General features: G+C 75.1%; 17 protein-coding genes. 9 read left to right on the plus strand and 8 right to left on the minus strand.

What is annotated here, in order from left to right; genetic code table 11:
• Positions 1–78: 78 nt before the first annotated feature.
• From AB0953_RS04085 to AB0953_RS04095, 3 genes are read left to right on the plus strand one after another with little or no spacing between them, the layout of a single operon-like run.
• Positions 79–636, plus strand: a complete 558-nt coding sequence (locus AB0953_RS04085) for a DUF6230 family protein (RefSeq protein ID WP_366858165.1) — start codon at positions 79–81, stop codon at positions 634–636.
• Entirely contained in the window at positions 627–1,079 is a 453-nt protein-coding gene (locus tag AB0953_RS04090; protein ID WP_366857821.1) for a DUF6114 domain-containing protein, read from the plus strand. Before AB0953_RS04085 ends, AB0953_RS04090 begins: the two co-directional genes overlap by 10 nt.
• On the plus strand, positions 1,076–1,738 hold the full coding sequence (locus tag AB0953_RS04095; RefSeq protein ID WP_366857822.1) for a hypothetical protein: 663 nt from the start codon (positions 1,076–1,078) through the stop codon (positions 1,736–1,738). Before AB0953_RS04090 ends, AB0953_RS04095 begins: the two co-directional genes overlap by 4 nt.
• 79 nt (positions 1,739–1,817) lie before the next feature.
• On the opposite strand, the gene AB0953_RS04100 is transcribed toward AB0953_RS04095, so the two are convergent.
• The 6 genes from AB0953_RS04100 to AB0953_RS04125 all read right to left on the minus strand — a co-directional run bounded on the left by AB0953_RS04100 (position 1,818) and on the right by AB0953_RS04125 (position 8,473).
• Positions 1,818–3,251 (minus strand): NAD(P)/FAD-dependent oxidoreductase, encoded by a 1,434-nt coding sequence (locus tag AB0953_RS04100; protein WP_366857823.1) that lies wholly within the window; start codon positions 3,249–3,251, stop codon positions 1,818–1,820.
• 79 nt (positions 3,252–3,330) lie between these two features.
• Positions 3,331–3,702, minus strand: a complete 372-nt coding sequence (locus AB0953_RS04105) for a thioredoxin domain-containing protein (RefSeq protein WP_366857824.1) — start codon at positions 3,700–3,702, stop codon at positions 3,331–3,333.
• 155 nt (positions 3,703–3,857) lie between these two features.
• The gene (locus AB0953_RS04110; RefSeq protein WP_366857825.1) at positions 3,858–5,297 is read right to left on the minus strand and encodes an aldehyde dehydrogenase family protein; all 1,440 of its coding nucleotides are present in this window, start codon (positions 5,295–5,297) and stop codon (positions 3,858–3,860) included.
• Positions 5,298–5,465: 168 nt separating this feature from the next.
• A complete protein-coding gene (locus tag AB0953_RS04115) occupies positions 5,466–6,665 on the minus strand; it encodes a thiolase family protein (protein ID WP_366857826.1) in 1,200 nt (399 codons plus the stop codon).
• A gap of 153 nt (positions 6,666–6,818) precedes the next feature.
• On the minus strand, positions 6,819–7,868 hold the full coding sequence (locus AB0953_RS04120) for a LacI family DNA-binding transcriptional regulator (RefSeq protein ID WP_366857827.1): 1,050 nt from the start codon (positions 7,866–7,868) through the stop codon (positions 6,819–6,821).
• Positions 7,869–8,038: 170 nt separating this feature from the next.
• Positions 8,039–8,473: a VOC family protein gene (locus tag AB0953_RS04125; RefSeq protein WP_366857829.1), complete on the minus strand. Its 435-nt coding sequence runs from the start codon at positions 8,471–8,473 to the stop codon at positions 8,039–8,041.
• A gap of 157 nt (positions 8,474–8,630) precedes the next feature.
• Between AB0953_RS04125 and AB0953_RS04130 the strand changes: the two genes are divergently transcribed.
• The gene (locus AB0953_RS04130) at positions 8,631–9,299 is read left to right on the plus strand and encodes an O-methyltransferase (protein WP_366857830.1); all 669 of its coding nucleotides are present in this window, start codon (positions 8,631–8,633) and stop codon (positions 9,297–9,299) included.
• 59 nt (positions 9,300–9,358) lie between these two features.
• A complete protein-coding gene (locus AB0953_RS04135; RefSeq protein WP_366857831.1) occupies positions 9,359–9,823 on the plus strand; it encodes a type II toxin-antitoxin system PemK/MazF family toxin in 465 nt (154 codons plus the stop codon).
• 45 nt (positions 9,824–9,868) lie between these two features.
• Here the strand turns inward: AB0953_RS04135 and AB0953_RS04140 are convergent, their stop codons facing one another.
• Both AB0953_RS04140 and AB0953_RS04145 read right to left on the minus strand, forming a co-directional pair.
• Positions 9,869–10,729, minus strand: a complete 861-nt coding sequence (locus AB0953_RS04140; RefSeq protein WP_366857832.1) for a potassium channel family protein — start codon at positions 10,727–10,729, stop codon at positions 9,869–9,871.
• A gap of 252 nt (positions 10,730–10,981) precedes the next feature.
• Positions 10,982–11,824, minus strand: a complete 843-nt coding sequence (locus AB0953_RS04145; protein WP_366857833.1) for a TIGR02452 family protein — start codon at positions 11,822–11,824, stop codon at positions 10,982–10,984.
• A gap of 157 nt (positions 11,825–11,981) precedes the next feature.
• Between AB0953_RS04145 and egtA the strand changes: the two genes are divergently transcribed.
• The 4 genes from egtA to egtD are packed head-to-tail and all read left to right on the plus strand — an operon-like array spanning position 11,982 to position 16,486.
• A complete protein-coding gene (egtA, locus tag AB0953_RS04150; protein WP_366857835.1) occupies positions 11,982–13,340 on the plus strand; it encodes an ergothioneine biosynthesis glutamate--cysteine ligase EgtA in 1,359 nt (452 codons plus the stop codon).
• The gene (gene egtB, locus AB0953_RS04155; protein WP_366857836.1) at positions 13,337–14,737 is read left to right on the plus strand and encodes an ergothioneine biosynthesis protein EgtB; all 1,401 of its coding nucleotides are present in this window, start codon (positions 13,337–13,339) and stop codon (positions 14,735–14,737) included. Before egtA ends, egtB begins: the two co-directional genes overlap by 4 nt.
• Entirely contained in the window at positions 14,737–15,498 is a 762-nt protein-coding gene (gene egtC / locus AB0953_RS04160) for an ergothioneine biosynthesis protein EgtC (RefSeq protein WP_366857837.1), read from the plus strand. Before egtB ends, egtC begins: the two co-directional genes overlap by 1 nt.
• Positions 15,491–16,486 (plus strand): L-histidine N(alpha)-methyltransferase, encoded by a 996-nt coding sequence (gene egtD, locus AB0953_RS04165; protein WP_366857838.1) that lies wholly within the window; start codon positions 15,491–15,493, stop codon positions 16,484–16,486. Before egtC ends, egtD begins: the two co-directional genes overlap by 8 nt.
• The last annotated feature ends 170 nt before the right edge of the window (positions 16,487–16,656 follow it).

Consider the following 16,656-nt stretch of genomic DNA (forward strand, 5'->3'; position numbering starts at 1 on the left):
GGCAGAGACGCCGCCCCCGCTGCCGACGGCACCGACGCCGCCGGCAGCGGCCGGGTCCGCTGGCGTCGCTTCGCCGTCCTGACCCTCCCCGCCGTGGCCGTGACCGCAGGCCTCGGCATCGCCCTCGCACAGGGCGCGCTCGCCGCCTCCTTCGCCGTGTCGGGGCAGCAGTTCAAGGTGTCGGCCGACAGCCTGGAGGGCGAGGGCTTCGCCCAGTACGGCAGCGTCGACGTCAACGCCCGCCAGGAGCTGATCCCGGTGGCGGTCACCGCCATCAGGGAGGCCAAGCTCCACCACCTGTGCCAGTCGGTGGTGACCTCGCTGCCGGTGGTCGGTGACATCTCGCTCAACCTCACCGCCGGCAGGAACGCCCCCGTCGAGGCGAGCAACCTCTTCGTCGACGCCACCCAGCTCTCCGGCAACGCCGTCTTCACCAACATCGAGATCGGCCGCGACGCCTCCACCCTCGACAAGGGCCCGGCCGAAGCCGTCGGCATGCAGGACCTGTTCGCCCAGCAGGCCGACACCGTCAGCATCACCGATCTCCAGCAGACGGCCTGGGCCACCAACGCGGGCACCTTCAAGCTCTCCGGCCTCAGCATGAACATCAGCAAGGGCAAGAAGGAATGCTTCTGAGGCGCTGGCGGCGGTGGCGGCGCAGCAGGCCGTTCTGGGGCGGGCTCTTCGCCGTCCTCGCCGGGGCGGAGATCTGCGCCCTGCCCCTGGCACCGCTGAAGGTCATGCTCCAGCAGGGCGTGGCGGGCATCCCGTCCGTCCTCATGGGGCTGGTCATGATCGTGCTCGGCCTCACCGCCTGGTTCGCCCCCGCACAGCGCGGCCTCGCCGGTGTGCTGACCACGCTGATCGCGACCGCCGCCCTGGTGCTGTCCAACCTCGGCGGCTTCCTGATCGGCACCCTGCTCGGGATCCTCGGCGGCGGCCTGGTGTTCGCCTGGCAGCCGGATGCCGCCCGGTCCCCGTCCCCGTCTCCGTCCGGCTCCCCCGCCCCGACCTCCACCCCCACGCCCGCGCCGTCCCCCTCTCCCCCGCACCCCGATCCCCAAGGAGCACAGCCATGAGCAGAAGGCGCACCGCGCTCGCCCTCGGGTTGGCAGCCGCCGGAGTGCTGTCCGCGGCCTCGGCCACTGCGACCGCCTCCCCCGCGGCCGCACCCGCACCGCTGGCCGGGTCGACCACCGTCACCCCGGCCGGGCACGCCTTCAAGGCCGCCCTCAGCGGCAAGGCCACGCTGAAGGCCGGTTCGGTGACGGTGACCTGCACGGTTTCGGTCTCCACCGGCGCCGTCCCGGCGGCTCCCGGCAACCAGAACGCCGCCGGTCCCGTCTCCTCGCCGATCACCCCGCCGACGTACACCTCGTGCACGTCCAGCATGCCGGGCGTCACCCCGACGGTCACCACCAGCGGTTCCTGGTCGGTCTCCATGCAGGACGGCTCCCCGGTCACCGCCACCATGACGGTGCCGACCGGCGGGCTCGTCGTGCACACCACCGGCCTGGCCACCTGTACGGTCACCGCCGCGCCCGCAGGCCCGGCGAACGTCACCGCCGGCTGGGTCAACGGCGCCCCGCCGAGCCTGACCTTCACCAACGCCTCCGTGCCGGTGACGGTCACGGGCGGCTTCGGCTGCCCGACGAGCGCGACCTCGTCCGTCTTCAACGCCGTCTACAAGGTCACCGACACGACCGACCCGGCGCAGCAGATCACCGTCGGCCCCTGACGCCGGCCCCCGCCGACCGGCCCGCGCGATCGCGCGCCGGTCGGGCCCGCCGCGCCCGGGCCACGCCGGGCCCGGCGGGCTACCCCCGGTACGCCTCCAGCAGCCGCAGCCAGATCTCGCTGATCGTCGGGAACGCGGGGACCGCGTGCCACAGCCGGCCGATCGGGACCTCCCCGGCGACGGCGATCGTGGCCGCGTGCACCAGCTCGGCCGCGCCCGGTCCGACGAAGGTGGCGCCGAGCAGCACCTCCCGGTCCAGGTCGACGACCATCCGGGCCCGCCCCCGGTAGCCGTCGGCGTACAGGCCCGCGCCGGAGACCTTGCCCAGGTCGAAGTCGACCGCGCGGACCCGGTGCCCGGCCCGCTCCGCCTCGGCCAGGGTCGGGCCCACCGCCGCCGCCTCGGGGTCGGTGAACACGGCCTGCGGAAGGGCCCGTACGTCGGCGGTCGCCGCGTGCGCACCCCACGGGCCGGTGTCCGCCGCCGCCGCGGTGCCGGCCGCACGGGCGGCGATGGCGGCGCCCGCGATCCGGGCCTGGTACTTGCCCTGGTGGGTCAGCAGGGCCCGGTGGTTGACGTCGCCGACCGCGTACAGCCACTCGTGCGCCTCGCTGCGGCAGCTGTCGTCCACCTCGATCCAGTCGCCCGGCATCAGCCCGACCGTGTCCAGTCCGAGGTCCTCGGTGCGCGGCGCCCGGCCGGTCGCCATCAGCAGTTCGTCGCCCTCGACGATCTCGCCGCCCTCCAGCACCACCCGTACCGGGCCGCTGCCCCCGTCCCGTACGACCGCCTCGGCCGAGACGCCCGTACGCACCACCGCCCCGGCCTCCCGCAGCGCCTCGGCGACCAGCTCCCCCGCGAACGGCTCCATCCGCGGCAGCAGCCGGGGGCCGCGGGCCAGCACGGTGACCCGGGAGCCGAGGGCCTGCCAGGCCGTGGCCATCTCGGCGGCCACCACGGAGCCGCCCACGATCAGCAGCCGGCCCGGCGCCTGCCGTGCGGAGGTTGCCTCCCGGCTGGTCCAGGGCCGGGCCCCGGCGATCCCGGGCAGCGGGGGGATCACGGCGCGCGAGCCGGTGGCGACGACGACCGCGTGCCGGGCGGCCAGGACGTGGTGCTCGCCCTCGGGGCCGGTGACGACGACCCGGCGCGGCCCGTCGAGCCGGCCGTGGCCGCGGAGGAGGTGGGCGCCGACGGACTCCAGCCAGTCGGCCTGGCCGTCGTCCTTCCAGTGGCCCGTCCAGTAGTCGCGGTGCGTGAAGACCGCCGCGGTGTCCAGCGGGCCGCCGACGGCCCCCGCGAGCCCGGGCACCCGGCGGCCGTCCGCCCGCGCCAGCGCCGGGCGCAGCAGGGCCTTGCTGGGGATGCAGGCCCAGTACGAGCACTCCCCGCCGACGAGCTCGCTCTCGACGAGGGCCGTGCTGAGCCCGGCGGCGCAGGTGCGGTCCACGACGTTCTCGCCGGCCGGGCCGCCGCCGAGGACCACGACGTCGTACTCCACCGCTTCCGACATGCGCGCCCTCCAGGGCCAGGGGTAGACCGGGCGAGGCCCGGCTGCTCAGGGGCTCCCCGGGGCTCGTGTCCCCGTCACCTTAGCCACGGTCCTGCTGCGCCGCATCGATCTTCGCGCGGACCTCGTCCATGTCGAGCGCGCGCGCCTGGCCGATGAGGTCGGTCAGGGCCGCCTCGGGCAGCGCGCCGGGCTGGGCGAAGATCGCCACCTGGTCCCGGACGATCATCAGCGTCGGGATCGACGTGATCTGGAAGGCGGCGGCGAGCTCCTGCTGGGCCTCCGTGTCGACCTTGGCGAAGAGCAGGTCGGGGTGGGCCTCGGAGGCCTTCTCGTACACCGGGGCGAACTGCAGGCACGGTCGGCACCAGCCCGCCCAGAAGTCGATCAGCACGAACGGGTTCTCGCTGACCGTCTGGTCGAAGTTCTCTTTGGTGAGCTCGACAGTAGCCACGGTTCGGACCTCCTGGTTGCCTGCCTCGTATGGTCTCTGAACGATCGACCGGCCGCCGGCATTCCGCCACCGGGGCCGGCGGGGCGGTCGGGCAGGGCACCCGGGGCCGGCCTGGCCGGGCTGGGGCTGCCTTCGGGCAGCCCGGGCGGCGTCGGCTAGAACGGGTGTCCGGGGGGTGCGGACCGCAGCGTGGTCCAGCGCAGCTCCGTGAAGGCGTCCAGGTTCGCCTCCCCGCCGAACCGCGCCCCGGTACCGGACGCGCCGACTCCGCCGAAGGGGGCCACCGGCTCGTCGTTCACCGTCTGGTCGTTGACGTGCACGATCCCGGTCGGTATCCGCTCGGCCAGCTCCAGTGCGCGCGCGGCGTCCCGGGTCACGATCCCGAGGGAGAGGCCGTACGGGCCGGCCGCGGCCAGCGCCACCGCCTCCTCCTCCGTCGCGAAGGACCGTACGGGCGCCACGGGGCCGAACACCTCCTCCGTGTAGGCCGGCGTGTCGTCGTCGACGCCGGCGAGGACGGTCGGCCGGTAGAACAGCCCGTCGTGGGTGCCGCCGGCGACGAGCTTGGCCCCCTGCGCGGTGCTGGCCGCGACCAGCTCATGGACCCGGTCGCGCTGCGCGGCGTCGATCAGCGGGCCCAGGTGGACCCGGTCGCGGTACGGGTCCCCCACCGCCAGCGACTCGGCGCGGGCGGCCAGCCGCTCCACGTACTCGTCGTACAGCGAGGCGTGCACCAGGTGCCGGCCGGCGGTCATGCAGATCTGCCCCTGGTGGAAGAAGGAGCCCCACGAGGCCTGTGCGACGGCGGCCTCGACGTCGGCGTCGCGCAGGACGACGAGGGCGGAGTTCCCGCCCAACTCCAGGTGCAGCCGCTTGAGGTGGCGCCCGCCCAGCTCGGCGACGGCCCGGCCGGCGGCCGTGGACCCGGTGAACGACACGACGCGCACCAGCGGATCGGCGACCACCGCCGCCCCCGTGCCGGCCGCGCCGGGCAGCACGTGCAGCAGCCCGTCCGGCAGGCCGGCCGCCGCGAACACCGCGGCCGGCGCCAGCCCGCCGCACACCGCGGTCCGCGGGTCCGGCTTGAGCAGCACCGCGTTGCCGAGGGCCAGGGCCGGTGCGACCGAGCGGATCGCCAGGATGAGCGGGGCGTTGAACGGGGCCACGACGCCGACGACCCCGGCCGGAACCCGGCGGGTGAAGGAGAGCCGGGGCGCCTCGCTCGGCAGCACCTGGCCGGCGGGACGGGAGGCCAGCGCGGCGGCCTCGTAGCACTCCTGGGCGGCGACGTGCAGTTCGAAGTCGGCCTTGCCGGGGATCGAGCCGGACTCCCGCACCAGCCATGCGCGCAGCTCCGCGGCGTGGGCGGCGAACAGGTCGCCGGCGCGGCGCAGCACGGCGGCGCGCTCCGTGTGGCCGGCCCGCGCCCAGTCCTGCTGGGCGGCGCGGGCGCGTGCGGCGGCCTCGGCCACATCGGCGGGTGCGGCGAGGTCGAGGGTGGCGAGGGTGCGGCCGGTGGCGGGTTCGACGACGGGCGCGGTACCGCCGGTGAGGGTCGGTCCGTCCTGCCGGAGCGTCGGGTCGAGGAGCGGCATGGCGCGGGGCCTCCGGGAGGGGGATGGGCGGGCAGGGGGGCGGCAGCACGCGCCATCGTGCCAGACCGGAGGCACCAACTCTGTCGTGTTATTGGGCAGTTGGCGGGCCATACTGACCGGAAACGATCGCCGCGACGGCCTGGGCCGTCGCGGCGGAGGGTGCGGCCGTCAGCGCTCCAGCACCAGCGCGATCCCCTGCCCGACGCCGATGCACAGCGCGGCCATGCCGGTGCCCGAGCCCGCGGCGGCGAGCTGGTGCGCGACCGCGCCGGCGAGCCGGGCGCCGGAGGCGCCGAGCGGGTGCCCGATCGCGATGGCCCCGCCGCGCGGGTTGACGACCGCCGGGTCCAGCTCCGGCCAGGCGGCCAGGCAGCCCAGCGCCTGCGCCGCGAAGGCCTCGTTCAACTCCATGACGTCCAGGCCGGCCAGGGTCGTGCCCGCCTTGGCGAGCGCCCGCTGCACGGCCTCGACCGGACCCAGCCCGAACAGCTGCGGTTCGATGCCGGTGACCGCGGAGGCGCTGATCCGCGCCAGCGGCTCCCGCCCGGTGGCCGCCAGCCCCGCCTCGTCGGTCAGCAGCAGGGCCGCCGCGCCGTCGTTGAGGGGCGAGGCGTTGGCGGCGGTGACCGTACCGGTGCCGTCCGTCCGGAACGCCGGCTTCAGGCGGGCCAGCGCCTCGGGGGTGGAGCCCTCCCGGATGGACTCGTCGCGTGCCAGCTCGACGCCCGGGTAGGACACGACCTCGTCGTCGTACAGGCCGGCCGCCCAGGCGGCCGCCGCCTTGCGGTGGCTGTCCAGGGCGAAGAGGTCCTGCGCCTCGCGGGTGATGCCGTGCTTCTCGGCGATGAGCTCGGCGCCCTCGCCGAGCGAGACGGTCCAGTCGCCGGGCATGCGCGGGTTCGTCATCCGCCAGCCCAGCGCGGTGGACCACATCTGCTGGTGCGTGGCGGGGAAGGGGCGCTCCGGCTTCTGCACGACCCAGGGGGCCCTGGTCATGGACTCCACGCCACCCGCGATGGCGATGGAGGAATCGCCGAGCGCGATGGACCGGGCGGCCTGGATGACCGCCTCCAGGCCGGAGCCGCACAGCCGGTTGACGGTCACACCGGGGACGGTCACGGGCAGGCCGGCGAGCAGCACGGCCATGCGGGCCACGTCGCGGTTGTCCTCGCCGGCCCCGTTGGCGTCGCCGAAGACGACGTCGTCGATGCGGGCGGGGTCGAGGGAAGGCGTACGGTCCACGAGCGAGCGCACCACGTGCGCGGCGAGGTCGTCGGGGCGGACCCCGGCGAAGGCTCCGCCGAACTTGCCGATCGGGGTGCGGACGGCGTCGACGACGTACACGTCGCGGACGGTGCGGATGCTCATCGCGTCTCTCCTGGGCGGATCCGTACGGGCGGCGCCGCGGCCGGTGCCGCCGTCGGCACCGGGTACGACGCCGGGCGCGCCCGGTGGGGCGCGCCCGCAGTCTCCGCCCGCCGGTCACCGCCTGTCAACGCCCGCCCGGCGGGGGCGGGGAGATCAGGTGGACTCGCGCCGGACGGCGGCGGCGGCCACCGGCCCGCGGCTCTCGGTGATCTCGGACGGCTCCCGCACCGCCCGGTCCACCAGCTCCGCCAGGTGCTCGCCGGTCGGCAGCTCGGTCCGCACGGTGCTCAGCCGGGGCCGCAGCAGCCTTCCGACCAGCAGGTCGTCCGCGCCGATGACGGCGACGTCCTCGGGGATCCGCAGGCCCTCGTCCAGGAGGGCGCGCATGAGCAGCATCGCGTACTCGTCGTTGTACGCGAACACCGCTCCCAGGCCGAGGGAGCGCCACCGGGCGGCGAGCGCCGCGGCGGACTCCTCGGTGTAGGCCATCGGGAGCGGCTCGGTGCGGGCCCCGGGGACGGAGCGGGCGCCCTCCAGACGCGGCCCGGCGAACAGCCCGAGCCCCTCCTCCTGCGGGACGACGACACCGATCCGCCGGTGGCCCCGCTCGACCAGGTGCTGCGCCGCCCGGACGCCGACCTCGGCCTGGTCCATCACCAGGGCGTGGGCCCCGGGGACGCGGGTCGGCCCGACCGTGACCACCGCGCGGGCTCCGGCCCGTCTGAGGGTGTCGACGTCGCGCTCGGCGAGGGCGGTCTCCCCGAAGGAGATCACGGCGACGGGCCGCAGCTCGGCCCAGGCCCGGGCGGCCTCGTCGCCGCTGAGGCCGAGGCTGGCGTACTGCACGACGGTGTAGTCGAGGCGGCGCAGCGCCCGCTGGAGCTCGTCGAGGAAGCCGCTGTGCAGCGGCCCGATCGGCACGTGCGCGGTGGGCAGGAGCACGATCCGGGTGTGGCCGGCCCGCAGGCTCCGGGCGGCGGCGTGCGGGACGTACCCCAGCTCCTCGGCGGCCCGACGGACCTTGCGGCGGGTCGGCTCGCTGATGCGGACGGCTTCCGCGTTGTTCAGCACGTACGACACGGTCGCCCGCGAGACCCCGGCCAGGCGGGCCACGTCGGCGCTGGTCGGCGGGGCGGGGGGCTTCGGCGGCGCGGAGGAGGAGGCGGCGGCCGGAGTCGGAGGGGAAGCCGGAGACTGAGACATCGCCGTGGCATCCTTCCAGACCACGGCCCCCCGGAGGCGGGCGGTTGGCCGGAACCCGATGCCGGTGATCACCCCGGTCCCCGGAGCCCCGTGGGGCTCGGCGGCGCCCCGGCAACCGCCGCACGGGGCGGTCCCTTTCGGCGTGATCGCGGCGGCGCAGGCCGCAAGGGTCAGTCGAGGCAGAACTCGTTGCCCTCGACGTCCTGCATCACGAGGCACGACTCGTCGAAGCCGTCGGCACGCAGCAGCCGCACGCGCACGGCACCGAGCCCGGCCAGCCGTGCGCCCTCGGCCTCGAGTGCGGCGAGGCGCTCCTCCCCCTCGAGCCCGGTGGCGACCCGCACGTCGAGGTGCACCCGGTTCTTGACGGTCTTGCCCTCGGGGACCCGGAGGAAGAGCAGTCGGGGGCCCACACCCGAGGGATCGACGCAGGCGAAGGACGCACCCTGCCGCTCGGGGGGCAGCGAGCGGTCGTAATCACCCCACGTGGCGAACCCCTTGGGCGGCGGCGGTACGACGTACCCCAGCACCTCACACCAGAAACGGGCGACGCGCTCGGGTTCTGCACAGTCGAAGGTGACCTGGAATTCCTTGATCGATGCCATCGGCCCACCGTAGCAGGGGGTCACGGCCGCCCATCTGGCCTTTTTCCCGCGGGGGTTGGCCGAGCGGCGGGCGACTGTTGCGGACCCCTCGCCTCATGTACGTTCCTTCAGGGAACCGGTAAGCAGGTACGCCGCCGACACCCCGAAGGGCCCCGCCATGACCGATCCGCAGGACACCTGGACCGCCGTGGACGGCTACTTCGACGGGCTGCTCGTCCGGGAGGACGACGCGCTCGTGCGCGCCGCCGCCGATTCCGAAGCCGCGGGGCTCCCTCCGCACCAGGTGGCCCCGAACCAGGGGAAGCTGCTGCACCTGCTCGCCCGGATCCGCAGAGCCCGGCGCATCCTGGAGATCGGCACCCTCGGCGGGTACAGCACCATCTGGCTTGGCCGGGCCCTTCCGGCGGACGGGCGGCTGGTCACGCTGGAGGCCGACCCGCACTGCGCCGGCGTGGCCGCGGCGAACGTCGCCCGGGCCGGCCTGGAGCAGCTCGTCGACATCCGGTGCGGCAAGGCGCTCGACCTCCTCCCGCAGCTCGCCGGCGAGGAGCCGTTCGACCTGGTCTTCATCGACGCCGACAAGCCGTCCAACCCGGACTACCTCCGCTGGGCCCTCGAGCTCACCCGGCCCGGCAGCGTCATCATCGGCGACAACGTGGTCCGCGAGGGGGCGGTCACCGACGCGGCGAGCAGCGACCCGCGCGTGCAGGGCGTCCGCCGCTTCACCGAACTCATCGCCGAGCACCCGCGATTGACGGCCACCGCCCTCCAGACCGTCGGCGGCAAGGGGTACGACGGCCTCGTCCTGGCCCTGGTCACGGGCTGAGCGCCGCCCCGCCGCACGCTCGCGCCGACCGGCGAGCGGCGCCCGCTAACCTCTCCCGGATGACGGCACCTTCACCGCACGGCTCCCCGTACCTCGAGCAGCCTGGCCGCGCCGGGGCCACCGCCACGGCCGAGGCCGACCCGCGGGCCATCGGCCCGGTCCGCACGTCCTACTCCCCCGACCCCGACGGGGATCCCGACCCCGGCGAGATCGTGTGGACCTGGGTCCCGTACGAGGAGAACGACGGCCGCGGCAAGGACCGCCCCGTGCTGGTCGTCGCCCGGGAGCCGGGCCGGCCGACGCTTCTGGCCGTACAGCTGTCCAGCAAGCGGCACGACGACGACCGGGAGTGGGTGCCGATCGGCACCGGAGCGTGGGACGGCGCCGGACGCGAGTCCTGGGTGGATCTGGACCGGGTGCTGCGGGTCCACGAGGGCGGGATGCGGCGCGAGGCGTGCGCGCTGGACCGCGGACGCTTCGACCTGGTCGTCGACCGCCTCCGGCAGCGCTACGGCTGGCGGTAGCCGGTCACCTGACCCCGACCCGCACCACCTCCGGCCTCAGTGCACTCAGCGCGGCCGGTCGTCGCCGGGGCGGTCCCGGCGCGGCGGATCCGGACCGGATCCGGCAAGCCGCTGGGTGAGGGCCTCCACCTGCCCGCGGAGGGCCGCGATCTCGGCGGTCAGGGAGTCGAGTGAGGCTTCGGCGGGGCGGGCGGCGGGCTTCCGTGCCTGCTCGTCGGGAGCGGCGGCCGGCCCACCGTCCTCATCGGACCCGAAGAAGCTGGCCAGGATGCCGGCGAGGATGCCCAGGACGCCGATTCCGGTGACCATGATGCCGAAGCCCGCCCACCGCCCGGCGGAGGTCTGCGGGGCGATGTCGCCGTAGCCGACCGTGGTCAGTGTCACCACGCCCCACCACAGGGCGTCACCGAACGTCGCGAACTCCGGATTGACCGGCCGTTCGGCGTGGTAGGCGACCACCGCGGCGGCCAGCACCACGCCGGCCGCGACCACGGAAACCCGTTGCAGCCGTGCCAGCAGGCGCCGCGCCCCCCTGGTCACCAGGAGCAGCCGGGCCAGTCGTGCCACGCGCAGGACGACGACGAACCCTCCCGCCTGCGCGCCGGGCAGCAGGAACCAGGGGGCCGTGGCGATGACGACGAAGAGGTCGAAACGGCCGAGCGCCGAGCTCGTGTACCGGTCGAGGTGGCGTACGTGCACCACGTAGTCGGCGAGGAACACCAACCAGGCGGCGACATTGACGGCGGTGCTGAACCATGCGCCGGGCTGGGGAACGACAACGAGCGGAAGGACCGCCGCCGCGATCACCGGCAGCCGCATCCGCGCCTCGAACCGCTCGAGCCGGCCGCTGTCATCCCCGGCCCCCGGCCCACCCGGGCCGGACCGACCATCAGGAGCGACGCGCATGCTCCGATCCTGGCCACCCGTCCCGCTCCCGGCCAGTCGGCAGCGTGCATCCGGGGCGCACCGGCGCGGGCACCCGGCCCGAGCCGCTGCGTGGCTGAGGAGGGTCGCGCCGCTGTCGCAGGGATGGCGCGCCGTTCAGGCAGTGGTCGAGGAGTGCGTGCGGTGATGATGTCGGAGTACGGCGCGTTCGGGCCGGTCCGGCCCGCGACTGCCTTCGCGCCGCCGCGTCCCCAACCTCCCAGGGCAATACAGCTAGCCCTCGCCGTCGCCCTTCCCCGACAACACCCGCTCGAACACCCCCCGCATCCGCGGATCCCGGTCCAGCACCGCGAACACCACCTGTTCGAAGACCCCGGCGAAGCGCCCGGCCAGGAGCCCGCGGAAGGCCTCCGCCACCTGCGCCGGGTCGTTGCGGAACACCCCGCACCCCCACGCCCCCAGGACCAGCCGGGGGTAGGCGTGCAGCGCGGCCGTTTCCAGGACGCGTTCCGCGCGCCGGGCGAGGGCGGCCGGGATCTCGGCGGTGCGCTCGGGCTCCCGGCTGCGGATCGTCCCGGCGTTCGGGGCCGGGGAGGTGAGGAAGCCGACGCGGAACGGGGTGTCCAGCAGCTCGCCGCGGTCGTCTCGGAACACGGGCACGCCGGGCGAGTGAATCACCCGGTCGGTGTAGAACGTGCTGCGTTGCGCGCGGTGGGCCGCGTAGTACTCCGGAGCCAGCAGCAGCGTCTCGTACAGGGCCGACGCGCGGCACAGCGCCTCCTCCTGGGCCTTGGCCCCGCGGAGGTAGCCGCCGCCGGGATTCCGGGCCGAGGCGAAGTTGAGCACCGCCACGCCGCCCGGTTCCGGGGCCCCGGCGGCGAGCCTACGCGCTGCCACCGTGCTGCTCTCGGCCGTGACCTGGATGGACGTACGGCCCCGTCCGGCCACCGGCTGATCGTCTGGAATGACCGGGTCTGGCCCATATATCCTGGTGCCGGCCTTGGCCTCCGCCAGGGCGGCGGCGAGGGAGACATGCCGCCCCGAGCGTGTCCGGTATTCACCGGTCGCCACGATGTTCGCGTTCTCCCGCGCGATCTCACGCAATCTGCTGCTCACGGCCCCATCGTCGGCAGCCCCGGGCGCAGGGGTCCACGCGTTTTCCGGTGCGGCCAGCGGAACGACGCGAAAGAAATGCGGCTCGATTCGACTCTTCGGTACCCGAGGGGGACGGGTAGGCATGGTCAAGTCACCGCCCAGGACAGGAGATCCGGCCATGCTGCCTCAGGATTCATCCGCCCCACGCTCATCCCGTTCCCCAGGCGACTCGTCCACGATCACCGAAGCGACCGCCGAGGAGCTCGTCCACGGCATCTGTTTCAAGACAGGGCCGCCCCGCGTGCTCGGCGCCGAGCTCGAATGGCTCGTGCTGGATGCCGAGCGGCCCGGCGAGCCCCTGCCGCCCGAACGGCTCACCGCCGCCCACGACGCGGCCCGCACCCTCCGCCTGAACTCCCGCTTCAGCATCGAACCCGGCGGGCAGCTGGAACTCAGCTCGGCCCCCGCCGCCTCCCTCTCCGCCTGCGTCGAGGGCCTGCGCGCCGATCTGGCCGCCGTGCGGGCCGTACTGCGCTCCCGGGGCCTGGTCCTCCACGGCGCCGGCCTGGACCGGCGCCGCCCCGCGCGCCGGCTGCTGTCCAGCCCGCGCTACGAGGCGATGGAGACCTACCTCGACCGCTTCGGCCCGGCCGGCCGCGCCATGATGTGCTCCACCGCCTCCGTGCAGGTCTGCGTGGACGCGGGCGGCGAGGAGCCGGGCCCGCTGGGCTACGGCCGGCGCTGGCGGCTGACCCACCTGCTGGGCGCCGTCCTCGTGGCGGCGTTCGCCAACTCCCCCGCCCGCGAGGGCCGGTACGCGGGATGGCGGTGCGCGCGCCAGGGGATCTGGAGCGACCTCGACGCCCGGCGTGCGCTCGCCCCGGCGCTGGACGCCGAGCCGCGCACCGCGTGGACCCGGCACGCGCTCGACACCGAGGTGATGTGCGTGCGGTCGCCCGCCGCAGGTCCCGCCGCCCCCTGGGCGGTTCCCCGCGGCCTGACGTTCCGCGACTGGCTGCGCGCCGCCGGCCCGGACGGCCGGCCGGTGCCCGCCCACGGCCACGGGGCCCTGCGCCCGCCCACCGCCGAGGACCTGGAGTACCACCTCACCACCCTCTTCCCCCCGGTACGCCCGCGCGGGCACCTGGAGCTGCGGATGATCGACGCACAGCCCGGTGACGACGGCTGGCTGGTACCGGTGGCCGTCGTGCACGCGCTGTTCGACGACCCGGAGGCCGCCGAGACCGGGTACCGGGTGTCCGAGGCGCTCGCCGGGGCCTACGGGGCCCGCCACGCCCCGCGCAACCCCCTCTGGCAGTCCGCGGCCCGCCACGGCCTGGCCGATCCGGTGTTGCGCGCAGCGGCGGAGACCTGCTTCCGGGCCGCGGCCGAGGCGCTGCCCCGGCTCGGCGCGAGCCCGCCCGTACAGGACGCGGTGGGCGCCTTCACGGAGCGGTTCGTGCTGCGCGGACGATGTCCGGCCGACGAGAGCGGTGCGAGCGAGGACCAGCTGACCGGGACGGGGGGCCGGCGATGACCACGGGAACAGGACCGGCGGGAACAGGACCGGCGGCAGCAGGAGGCACCGGGGCCGCACCCGCAGGAGCGGAGCCCGCGGAAAGCGTCCTGCACCGCTCCCCGGCCACCGTCCGCGACCGGGCCCTGACCGCCCTGGCGGCCGCCCGCGCCCGCACGGCCGGGCTGACCGACGCGGTCGGCGACCACGACCTGACCGCCCAGCACTCCCCGCTGATGTCGCCGCTGGTGTGGGACCTCGCGCACATCGGCAACATGGAGGAGCTCTGGCTCCTGCGCCGCGTCGGGGGCCGCGAGGCCATGCACCCCGAGATCGACCCCCTGTACGACGCCTTCGAGCATCCGCGGGCCGAGCGCCCCAAGCTGCCCCTGCTGGGACCCGCCGAGGCGCGCCGCTACGCGGCGGAGGTCCGCGGGCGCGTCTTCGACCTCCTGGAGCGCACGCCGCTGGAGGGCACGGCCCTGCTCGACTCGGGCTACGTGTTCGGGATGATCGCCCAGCACGAACAGCAGCACGACGAGACGATGCTGATCACACACCAGCTGCGGAAGGGCGAGGCGGTACTGACCGCCCCCGACCCCGACCCGCCGGCGGGGCCGCCGCCCGAGGCGGCCGAAGTGCTGGTTCCCGGCGGCCCGTTCACGATGGGCACGTCCGCCGAGCCGTGGTCGCTGGACAACGAGCGGCCTGCGCACGTCCGCGAGACCGGCCCGTTCTGGATCGACACGGTGCCCGTGACGAACGCCGCGTACGAGGCGTTCATCGCGGACGGCGGCTACCGCGACGCGCGCTGGTGGGCGCCCGAGGGCTGGGAGCAGGTCCGCCGGCACGACATCGGCGCGCCGCTGTTCTGGCGCCGGGAGGGCGGCCGGTGGCTGCGCCGCAGGTTCGGGGTGACCGAGCCGGTGCCGGGCGAGGAGCCGGTGCTGCACGTGAGCTGGTACGAGGCGGACGCGTACGCCCGCTGGGCGGGCCGGCGGCTGCCCACGGAGGCGGAGTGGGAGAAGGCGGCTCGGCACGACCCGGCGGCCGGCCGCTCCCGGCGCTATCCGTGGGGCGACGCCGACCCGACCCCGGCCCACGCCAACCTGGGGCAGCGGCACCTGCGTCCGGCCCCGGCGGGGAGCTATCCGGCCGGTGCGTCCGCGCTCGGGGTGCGCCAGCTGATCGGTGACGTGTGGGAGTGGACGTCCTCGGACTTCCTGCCGTATCCGGGGTTCCGGGCGTTCCCGTACCGGGAGTACTCGGAGGTGTTCTTCGGCCCGGAGTACAAGGTGCTGCGGGGCGGTTCGTTCGCGGTGGACCCGGTGGCCTGCCGGGGCACGTTCCGCAACTGGGACCTGCCGGTGCGCCGGCAGATCTTCTCCGGGTTCCGCACGGCGCGGGACGGTGCCTGATGTGCCGCCACATCGCTTATGTGGGGCCGGAGGTGCCTCTCGGCCGACTGCTGAGCGATCCGGAGCACTCGCTCGTACGGCAGTCGTGGGATCCGCGCCGGCAGGTCAGCGGCACGGTGAACGCCGACGGGTTCGGCGTCGGCTGGTACGCGGAGGGCGATCCGGTGCCGGCCCGCTACCGGCGCTACGGGCCGATCTGGGGCGACCTGACCTTCGCCGACCTGGCCCGGGTCGTGCGCGCGGGGGCGGCGCTGGCCGCCGTACGGGACGCGACGCTGGCCGGGGCGGAGGGCGAGGCCGCGGCCGCCCCGTTCGCAGCCGGGCCGTGGCTGTTCAGCCACAACGGCGCGGTGCGGGGCTGGCCGGACTCGGCGGCGCCGCTGGCGGCCGCCCTGCCGCCCGCGGAGCTGCTGTCGCTGGCCGCCACCACGGATTCGGCGCTGGTCTGGGCGCTGGTGCTGCACCGGCTGCGCGCGGGCGACGACCTCGGCACCGCGCTCGCGGAGGCCGTGCGCGAGCTGGCCGAGGCGGCTCCCGGGTCCCGGCTGAACCTGCTGCTGACCGACGGCGCGGCCATCGCCGCGACGGCCTGGGGGGATTCGCTGTGGTACCTCGCCGATGTGCCGGCGCAGCGCGTCGTGGTGGCCTCCGAGCCGTACGACGCGGACCCGCGCTGGTGCGAGGTGCCCGACCGGACCCTGCTGACCGCCCACCGCACCCGGGTCGTGCTGACCCCGCTCAAGGAGACGCCCAGTGAATGACTTCCGGTTGACCCGCACCCTCGACGAGGACGCCGCGGAGACGGCGCTGCGCGAGGACGTGCTGCTGGGGCTGACGCGGGCCCCGAAGGTGCTGCCGCCCAAGTGGTTCTACGACGCGCGGGGCAGCGAACTGTTCGAGGAGATCACCCGGTTGCCGGAGTACTACCCGACGCGGGCCGAGCGGGAGATCCTGCGGGAGCGGGCCGATGAGATCGCCGCGGCGAGCGGGGCCCGCACCCTGGTGGAGCTGGGCTCGGGGTCGTCGGAGAAGACCCGGCACCTGATCGAGGCGATGCCCGGGCTGGACACCTACGTACCGGTGGACGTGAGCGGGAGTGCGCTGGAGGGCGCGGCCCGCACGCTGCTGGCGGAGCATCCCGGGCTGCGGGTGCGGGCGCTGCTGGCCGACTTCACGAAGCCGCTGCGGCTGCCGCAGGCGCCGGGGCCGCGGCTGGTGGTGTTCCTCGGCGGCACGATCGGCAACCTGCTGCCGGCGGAGCGGGCCCGGTTCCTGGCCTCGGTACGGGCGATGCTCTCGCCGGGGGACGCGCTGCTGCTGGGGACGGACCTGGTCAAGGAGGAGTCCGTGCTGGTGGCGGCGTACGACGATGCGCAGGGGGTGACGGCCGAGTTCAACCGGAACGTGCTGGCGGTGGTCAACCGGGAGCTGGACGCGGACTTCCCGGTCGAGGACTTCGAGCACGTCGCGGTGTGGAACAGGGAGCAGGAGTGGATCGAGATGCGGCTGCGGGCCCGGTCGGAGCTGGTGGTGAAGGTCCGGGCCCTGGATCTGCTGGTGCCGTTCGAGGAGGGTGAGGAGATCCTGACGGAGGTGTCCGCGAAGTTCCGTCAGGAGGGCGTACGCAGGGAACTGGCGTCGGCCGGGCTGGACATGACCCGGTGGTGGACGGATGCCGGGGGCCGCTTCGCCCTGTCGCTGTCGGTGGCCGGCGGGGAGGCGGGCCGGGCGCCGCAGACGGCGGCCTGAGCGGCGGCCGCAAGCTCCCGCCGGGTCGGGTGCCGGCCCGGCGGGATCTGCGGCAGCAGCCGCAGCTCGGCGCGGATCCCCCGGGCACGGGCGATCCGCCAGAGGGAGGCGGCCAGCGGGTCCTCCCCGACGAAGGCGGCCGCCCCGGCGGGGCTGCCGTCGGGGAGCAG

The sequence above is a fragment of the Streptomyces sp. NPDC046866 genome (assembly GCF_040704625.1).
Taxonomy (GTDB): Bacteria; Actinomycetota; Actinomycetes; order Streptomycetales; family Streptomycetaceae; genus Streptomyces.